The 7,992-nt window shown below is 38.0% G+C and carries 8 protein-coding genes; 7 read left to right on the forward strand and 1 reads right to left on the reverse strand.

Annotation, left to right across the window (positions count from 1 at the left end; genetic code table 11):
* Positions 1 to 266, forward strand: a 266-nt coding sequence (locus B9N66_RS08975; protein ID WP_180382096.1) for an MFS transporter, incomplete at its 5' end; no start/stop codon positions are given.
* Positions 267 to 505: 239 nt separating this feature from the next.
* Positions 506 to 1,861: a hypothetical protein gene (locus B9N66_RS08980; RefSeq protein WP_087580736.1), complete on the forward strand. Its 1,356-nt coding sequence runs from the start codon at positions 506 to 508 to the stop codon at positions 1,859 to 1,861.
* 342 nt (positions 1,862 to 2,203) lie between these two features.
* On the opposite strand, the gene uvrB is transcribed toward B9N66_RS08980, so the two are convergent.
* The gene (gene uvrB, locus B9N66_RS08985; RefSeq protein WP_087580737.1) at positions 2,204 to 4,180 is read right to left on the reverse strand and encodes an excinuclease ABC subunit UvrB; all 1,977 of its coding nucleotides are present in this window, start codon (positions 4,178 to 4,180) and stop codon (positions 2,204 to 2,206) included.
* 125 nt (positions 4,181 to 4,305) lie between these two features.
* Between uvrB and B9N66_RS08990 the strand changes: the two genes are divergently transcribed.
* The 5 genes from B9N66_RS08990 to B9N66_RS09010 all read left to right on the forward strand — a co-directional run.
* Positions 4,306 to 4,539: a cell division protein ZapB gene (locus B9N66_RS08990; RefSeq protein ID WP_021091279.1), complete on the forward strand. Its 234-nt coding sequence runs from the start codon at positions 4,306 to 4,308 to the stop codon at positions 4,537 to 4,539.
* A 13-nt stretch (positions 4,540 to 4,552) separates the two neighbouring features.
* Entirely contained in the window at positions 4,553 to 4,789 is a 237-nt protein-coding gene (locus B9N66_RS08995; protein WP_087580738.1) for a hypothetical protein, read from the forward strand.
* On the forward strand, positions 4,786 to 5,202 hold the full coding sequence (locus tag B9N66_RS09000; protein ID WP_087580739.1) for a type II secretion system protein: 417 nt from the start codon (positions 4,786 to 4,788) through the stop codon (positions 5,200 to 5,202). The genes B9N66_RS08995 and B9N66_RS09000 overlap by 4 nt, the downstream gene beginning before the upstream one ends.
* Positions 5,202 to 7,055 carry a primosomal protein N' gene (locus B9N66_RS09005; RefSeq protein WP_087580740.1) on the forward strand — a complete coding sequence of 618 codons (1,854 nt, stop codon included), beginning with the start codon at positions 5,202 to 5,204 and terminating at the stop codon, positions 7,053 to 7,055. Before B9N66_RS09000 ends, B9N66_RS09005 begins: the two co-directional genes overlap by 1 nt.
* Positions 7,056 to 7,296: 241 nt before the next feature.
* On the forward strand, positions 7,297 to 7,992 hold a 696-nt coding region (locus B9N66_RS09010), incomplete at its 3' end, for a flavodoxin-dependent (E)-4-hydroxy-3-methylbut-2-enyl-diphosphate synthase (RefSeq protein WP_087580741.1).

The following is a 7,992-nucleotide window of genomic DNA, read 5'->3' on the forward strand; positions in this document are numbered from 1 at the left end:
ACTACTACATCATCTTGGTTTGCGTGATGATAAGCGGTATCGGCGCCGCGCTCTTTCACCCAAGTGCCGCAAGGATCGTAAACTACGCCTCAAACGCCAAAAATAGAGCCAAAAGCATAAGTATATTTTCTTTTGGAGGCAACGTGGGCTTTGCAGTTGGGCCCATTTTAGTCGCCGTTTTTGTGGGAAATTTTGGCCTAAAAGGGACGCTAGTCTTTATAATCAAATCAAATCGGCCTAGCCTCCGGCGTAATGCTTGGCCTTAGTATAACGATGGTTGCATATTCGCAACGGTCATCGGCAAGATCGCTGACATCTTTAGCCTTATACACTCATTTTACTTTGTCGCAGCAGTATCGCTTATATGCGCGGTTTCTAGCTACTTTTTAAGGTCAGTCACGAGATAAATAAATACCAAATTAAAATAAATTAACCTGATTTAAAATATTTAAATATTTTTTAGACTAATTACAATAAAATAACTAATTTAATTTAAGGAGTAAATTTGGAACCGTTACAACAAGAAAAAAAATATATGTTAAAAAGTGCCAGAGAGTTGGGGATTATATCTTGTATTGTGGCGATATTTAAGTATCTAGTTTTCGTTTCAGGGCTTTACAAAACCCTTGATCGTGATTTCAGTCTTATCCTCAAAGCATGCTGCGACTCTATCAGTTGGCTACTTTTATTTTTTGCCATTTCATTAATATGTTCTGTTTATAATTCCTCAAAACTAAGAACATATTTTAAAATTTTTACTATTTTAATTTTGATATATGTGATTTTAACTCTTTTGACTTTTAAAATTGTTATGTATCTAGGAGAAAGAAATTTTAACAATGATGATTTTATCTTTACGATATTGAATCATTTTTATAGCGACGAAGAGATCATGTATAATCATGACCTGTTTAAACAGCTATTTATTTATCGTAGCTATTTATTGAGAGTATTATTCGTAACAGCATCACTATTTTTATTTATATCTATCGCAAAATTAGGAAAAATAACAAAAGAAAAAATGTTTTGGACTTATGCATTATTTGGCGCATCTCACATAGCAAGCTACTTTATTAAAATTGATCACAAAATTTATGATTATATTGATATTGGAGCTTTCTTTCTTGCTTTAATCGCATGGTGGCGACTAAAGACACAAGTAAGTAGTAACGAAATTCAAGTAATTAGCAAAAATGGGATTTTAAATGTGACTACTATCAAATCTTCAAGCCAATTAGCCGCGAAAGCCTGCTTAGTTGGCCTTATCGCAACATTTTTTTACTATATATTTTTTGAATATTTGTTAGCACATCAAGAAAGAATGTCGCTTCGACCAATAATATTTATAAAGCCTCTTGCTTACGCGGTAGTATTAGTGGCTATTTACTCTGCCGTTAAGCAGATAGCACATACGTTAAATGAGATAAGACTACATACAAATTTCTTATTTTTCTCTATCCTTTTTGTGATATTTACAATAGCAAAAGCAACAACTGACTACATGTATATATATGCTTACGATTATACTTTTTTAAATATCTTTGGTACGCACAATGCCTCAATTAAATCTTTAGTTTCTAGCGCCAATACAATCTTATACATTGGAGTATTTGCTCATTTGTTAGCTACAGTATTTTTATTTTTATTTACAACAAGATTAGCAAGTGCAACTAAAAGTAGGCTATTTTGGATAAATTTTATATTATTTGCGATAAGTTCGGTCATACTTTTAGCACTACTATTTCCAGGTAGACCAGATTTTATAGGCCTTTTAACCAAAAACATAGATCTTTTTAATATGGCAGAGTTTTTCTTTTTATTAATTGCTTGGTATAGCGTGAAAAAAGATACAAGAGAATAGGATAGATCGTAAAACGGCATTTGGCGATAAATTTATAGTTTAAACAGCTAAAGACAATATGATTTTGTCTTTAGCTTCGCTATGAGGAGACGAGGTGAAATTTCGCGATACGAATGGGCTCAAAAGCGGTAGTATTTTGCGATAGATTTAAATGTTGCGCAGTTAAAATTTGCATAGATTAGGCACATAAAAATTTAAATTTTGACTACTGAATCATCAAGACAAAATATCTTGTGATGATTTTAAATGCTACGAAGAAATTTTTGACTGAAGATAGAACATATGGTTCATCAAGGGAGAAAATTTCTAGTTCATTTAAAAGCGCGCAAGAGACGAGTCTTTTTATAACTTTCTCATCTTTGCTATCTCATCTCTCAATGCCGCCGCCTTCTCAAACTCCAGCTGCGCCGCCGCTTCAAGCATCTGCTTTCTTAGCTCTTTTACTATCGCAGCCCGCTCGCTAGCTGGCATCTTCTCTAAATTTTTGCCACGTTTATAAATTTCACCATCATCTTCGACATGCAAGCTCTCTTCGATATTTCTGCTGGCAGAGTGCGGCGTGATGCCGTGAGCTTTGTTATACTCATCTTGAAATTTACGCCTTGCAGTCGTCGTATCGATCGCCTCTTTCATCGAGTTGGTTATCTTTTTGGCAAACATTAGCACCTTGCCATTTACATTTCTAGCCGCTCGCCCCATCGTCTGTATAAGGCTCGTCGTAGAGCGTAAAAAGCCCTCTTTATCAGCGTCCATTATAGCTATCAGGCTCACTTCAGGCAGATCAAGCCCCTCACGGAGCAAATTTATGCCTATTAGCATGTCAAATTCGCCACTTCTAAGCCCTCTAATGATCTCATTTCGCTCGATCGCGTCGATGTCTGAGTGCATATACTTGACCTTGACGCCAAGCTCGATGTAGTAGCGGCTTAGCTCCTCGGCCATCTTTTTAGTTAGCACCGTGACCAGCACACGCTCACCTCTAGCGATGACCGCCTTTGCCTCGTCAAATAGCGCCTCGACTTGATTGTCACTATCTTTTATCTCAATGAGCGGATCTAGTAGTCCAGTAGGACGCAAAATTTGCTCATAGACGTGCCCCTGACTGATACCAAGCTCGTACTCGTTTGGCGTGGCTGAGACAAAGAGAAATTTCGCCTTTTTGCTTATAAACTCGTCAAATTTAAGCGGCCTGTTATCAAGCGCTGAAGGCAAGCGAAATCCATACTCCACAAGCACCTCTTTACGGCTCCTATCACCAGCGTACATGCCCCTAAACTGCGGCAAACTCACGTGGCTCTCATCGACGATGACCAGATAATCCTCGCCACTTATCTCAAAGTAGTCAAACATCGAGTACGGCGTCTCTCCGGGCTTTTGACCAGTCAGATGTCGCGCGTAGTTTTCGATGCCTTTACACATACCAGTGCTTGCCATCATCTCAAGATCAAATTCTACCCTCTGCTTTAGCCTCTGTGCCTCGACTAGCTTGCCCTGCTCGTTAAATTCTTTCAAGCTCACGTCAAGCTCCTCTTCGATCTCTTTCATAGCAATCTTTAACCTATCAGCGCCTACGATAAACTGGCTGGTGGCATAAAGCGTAAATTTAGAGATGTCCTTTAGCCTTTTGTTATCAAGCACGTCAAAATGATACATCGAGTCGATCTCATCGCCAAAAAACTCAACTCTTAGGGCTTCGTCATTGTAATAAGCTGGGTAGATATCCACCACATCGCCATTTACACGAAAGTCGCCCCTGTCAAAGTAGTTGTCATTGCGCTTGTAGCCCATATCCACAAGCTGCTCTAGAAGCTTTCTTTGGCTAAATTTCTGTCCAACATTTAGGTAGGCTACCATCCCTTTGTACTCGCTTGGATTACCAAGTCCGTAGTTTGCAGAGACTGAAGCCACACAGACGACATCGTCGAAGCTTAACAAGCTAGCAGTCGCACTTAGACGCAGTCGCTCAAGCTCCTCATTTACTGAGCTATCCTTCTCTATGTATAGGTCGCTTCGCGGGATGTAAGCCTCTGGCTGGTAGTAGTCGTAGTAGCTTATGAAGTACTCGACGTGATTTTTTGGGAAAAAGCCCTTAAATTCGCTGTAAAGCTGCGCAGCTAAGGATTTGTTATGCGTCATGATGAGCGTTGGCATATTGAGCTCGCGTATGACGTTTGCCATGGTAAAGGTCTTGCCAGATCCTGTGACGCCTAAAAGTGTTTGATATTTGTTACCCGATTTTACACTTTTTACTATCTCTTTTATCGCTCTTGCCTGGTCGCTACTTGGACTAAATTTAGATGAAATTTCAAATTTACTCATTGATTGCCTTTAAATTTGGGCGAATTTTATAGCAAAGATAGTGCTTTGTCAAATGAGAATTTTAATAAGAATTTAGCCTCTGCGTGTTAGAATACGAGCTTAATTATTATTTTAAAGGAACTTTTATGTTTGAAGATAATGCGATCTTAACCACACTAAGCGATAAAGTAAATGACCTGATTACAAAATATGACGAACTTTGCAAAACGAACGAAGAGTTACGCAACGAGATCGTAACTTTAAAAGCACAAAATGAGGCAAAAAGCAATCAAATCATGCGTTTAGAAGAGGATCTTGACAAGAAAAATACCGAAGCTGACGATGTAATGAGAAAAATCGAAGCTGTCCTTGGCAGATAAGCTTGGTTAAAATATGAAAAAAATTACGCTCACGATATCATCTCGCGACTACACGATCACGCTTGATGATGATTTTGCTAAATTCTTTGAAGATGACTGGCAAAATTTAATGGGCGGGCGCCAATTTATCGAGCCAAAAGAGCTTTTAAATGCCTTTATAGAAAAATGTTATGAAAATTATGCTGTGATAAAGGCAGTAAAAAATTTAACTAGCAACGTTGATGAGATATTAAAGCGAGAAGAGAGATGAAAAGACGAGCTTACACCTTACTTGAGCTAATATTTATAGTAGTTATACTAGGTATTTTAAGCACAGTCGCTATACCTAGGCTATTTTTTTCTAGAAGTGATGCTACTATCTCAAATGCCAAAACTCAACTTGCCGCTATAAGAAGTGGAATTTCACTAAAATACAATGACAATATCTTGCAAGCAAAGCCAGAATTTCCACAAAAACTAGACGATGGCGATCCAAGCAAACTCTTTAAAAATGTTATAAATATACCGATAAAAGATAGCGGCAGCAAAAATGGCTGGCACAAAATAAGCGATGACAAATACACATTTAGACTAGATGGCAAAGTAGCAAATTTCAAATACGACAAAAATACTGGTGATTTTGGTTGCAGTGATGAAAATGAAATTTGCAAATCACTTCAGTAATGCATTATTACATACTCGCATTTTATGGGCTAAATTTAGCCCCACTCACTTATGAAAGCGATCAAGAACTAGAAAAATTTCAAGGCGTAAGGGCTTCTTTAAAAGGCAAAATTCTTACTGCTTTTATCGTAAACGAGACTGACAAACCAGAGTTTAAAACAAGTAAAATTTTAGAAATTCTACCGATTAATCTAACTTCAATGCAAAGCGAATTGGCAATATTTATCTCAAAATATTACACATGCGAGCTTGGCGTCAGCCTAAATTTATTTGAACCAAATGACACTATTGCAGTAGATAAATTTTATGAAAATCAAAATTTTAATGTGGCACCTAAACTAAGCGAAAAACAGCAAGAGGCTTTGGATTTTATAAATAAACGTAAAATTTCACTCATATTTGGCGACACTGGAAGCGGAAAAAGCGAAATTTACATAGCAAAGATCAGAGAAATTTTAAACGCAGGCAGCCAAGCGCTATTTTTAATGCCTGAAATTTCACTCACGCCACAAATGCAAAAACGCCTTGAGAGCTTCTTTGGCGAGGCAGTAGCAGTCTGGCACTCAAAGATCACGCCAAAGAAAAAAGAGCAAATTTTAAAAGATATAAAAAGTGGAAAAGTTAGGCTCGTTGCAGGTGCGAGATCGGCTTTATTTTTACCACTTGAGAAGCTAAAACTCATCATCATAGACGAAGAACACGACGATAGCTACAAAAACACAGGTTCAAAACCACACTACAACGCAAGAGATCTCGCCCTCTTTTTAACTAGTAAATTTGATCTACAAGTGGTGCTTGGAAGTGCCACGCCAAGCCTTACTAGCTTTTACAAGCAGGAGTATTTTCGCTTAAAAGGGACATATTTTGATTCGCAAAAAAATTACATTTTTGACGAGAGCGAGACTGGAATTAGTGAAATTTTAAAAGATGAAATTTCAAAGACGCTCACGAATAAAAAGCAAGCTGTCATCTGCCTGCCAACAAGGGCAAATTTTAAATATCTAGTCTGCAAAAACTGCGGTGAAACGCTAAAGTGCCCATTTTGCAGTATCGGTATGAGCTATTATAAAAAACAAAACGTGCTAAAGTGTCAATACTGCGAGCATAAAATGGCTGTGCCGAAAACTTGTCACCAGTGCGGTAGCGAGATGATAGAGGCCAAAAAGATCGGTACTAGCGAGCTACTTGAAAGGCTGCAAGCTGAGTTTGCAAACGCTAGGATCGCTAAATTTGACCGAGATGAGATCACTACGCAAAACAAGCTCGTAAAGGCTTTAAAAGAATTTAACGACGGCAAGATAGATATCTTGCTTGGTACGCAAATGCTAAGCAAAGGGCATGATTATCACAACGTAGAGCTTGCTGTCATCATGGGATTTGACGAGCTTTTAAATTTTCCTGATTATAAAGCCAGAGAGCGAACGCTCGCTCTTGCCATGCAAGTAGCCGGAAGAGCTGGTAGAAATGGGGTTGGCAGAGTTATCATTCAAAGCAAACAAAGAGAATTCTTTGAGAGCTACATCAGTGACTATGACGCATTTTTAAAATATGAGATAGATTATAGAAAAGAGCTTTATCCGCCATTTACTAGGCTTCTTCGCATTATCATCTCACATAAAGATGAACACATAGTAAAAAATACAATGAATGAATTTGTGCAAAGAATAGAACCTTTAAGAAGCGATGAGCTTGAGATCATAGGATACGGAAAGTGCCAGATCGAGTATCTTGGAAGTAAATTTAGATATGAAATTTTACTCCGCTCAAACTCTCATATACCTCTTTTAAAAGCTGCAAGCCTCTGCAAAAGCGAGCTTAGCGATATTGATATAGACCCGGTCAACTTTAGTTAAAATATTAGTCTAAAAACTATCCAACAAAGACATGGCAAATTTTAAAAATAGACATATAGAGAAACCTAATGCTTATGAAAGCATTATGGAATTTGATAAGTTGGCTATAAAGAGTAAGTAAAATTTTAGAAACTACATCCAATAAAAATACTAATTTTTATAAACTATTAAAAATAAATTTTCAAGCCTTTTAAAAGCCATTTTTCTTTATAATCCCCAATAAAAATTTAAAGGCAAAATTTTGCAACGATACCCAACAAAACAGATAAAAATTCGCAATGTTTTAATAGGCGGTGACGCACCAATATCCGTGCAATCAATGACATTTTCAAAAACAAAAGACGTAAAAGGCACGCTTGAGCAGATACAAAGGCTATATTTTTCAGGCTGTGACATCGTGCGCTGCGCAGTTTTTGATAAAGAAGACGCAAGCGCGCTCAAGCAGATAGTTGCAGGTTCACCTATTCCAGTCGTTGCAGACATTCATTTTAATCACACCTACGCGCTTATAGTTAGCGAATTTGTCGATGCTATCCGCATAAATCCAGGCAACATTGGCTCAGCCAAAAACATAAAAGCGGTCGTTGATGCCTGCAAACAGCGAAATTTACCTATCCGTATAGGTGTAAATTCTGGCTCGCTTGAAAAGCAGTTTGAAGATCGCTACGGCCGCACGGTGGAGGCTATGGTGGAGAGTGCGATGTATAACATCAAGCTTCTTGAGGATTTTGACTTTACAGACATTAAAATTTCACTTAAATCAAGCGACGTTGAACGCACGATGCAAGCTTATAGAGCGCTTCGTCCAAAGACAAATTATCCATTTCATCTAGGTGTAACAGAGGCAGGTACCACTTTTCACGCCACTATCAAGTCCGCGATCGCTCTTGGTGGGCTTTTGCTTGAGGGTATAGGCGATACGATGAGAGTTAGCATC

Origin of the sequence: Campylobacter concisus (assembly GCF_002165775.1) — a bacterium.
GTDB classification, from domain to species: Bacteria; Campylobacterota; Campylobacteria; order Campylobacterales; family Campylobacteraceae; genus Campylobacter_A; species Campylobacter_A concisus_E.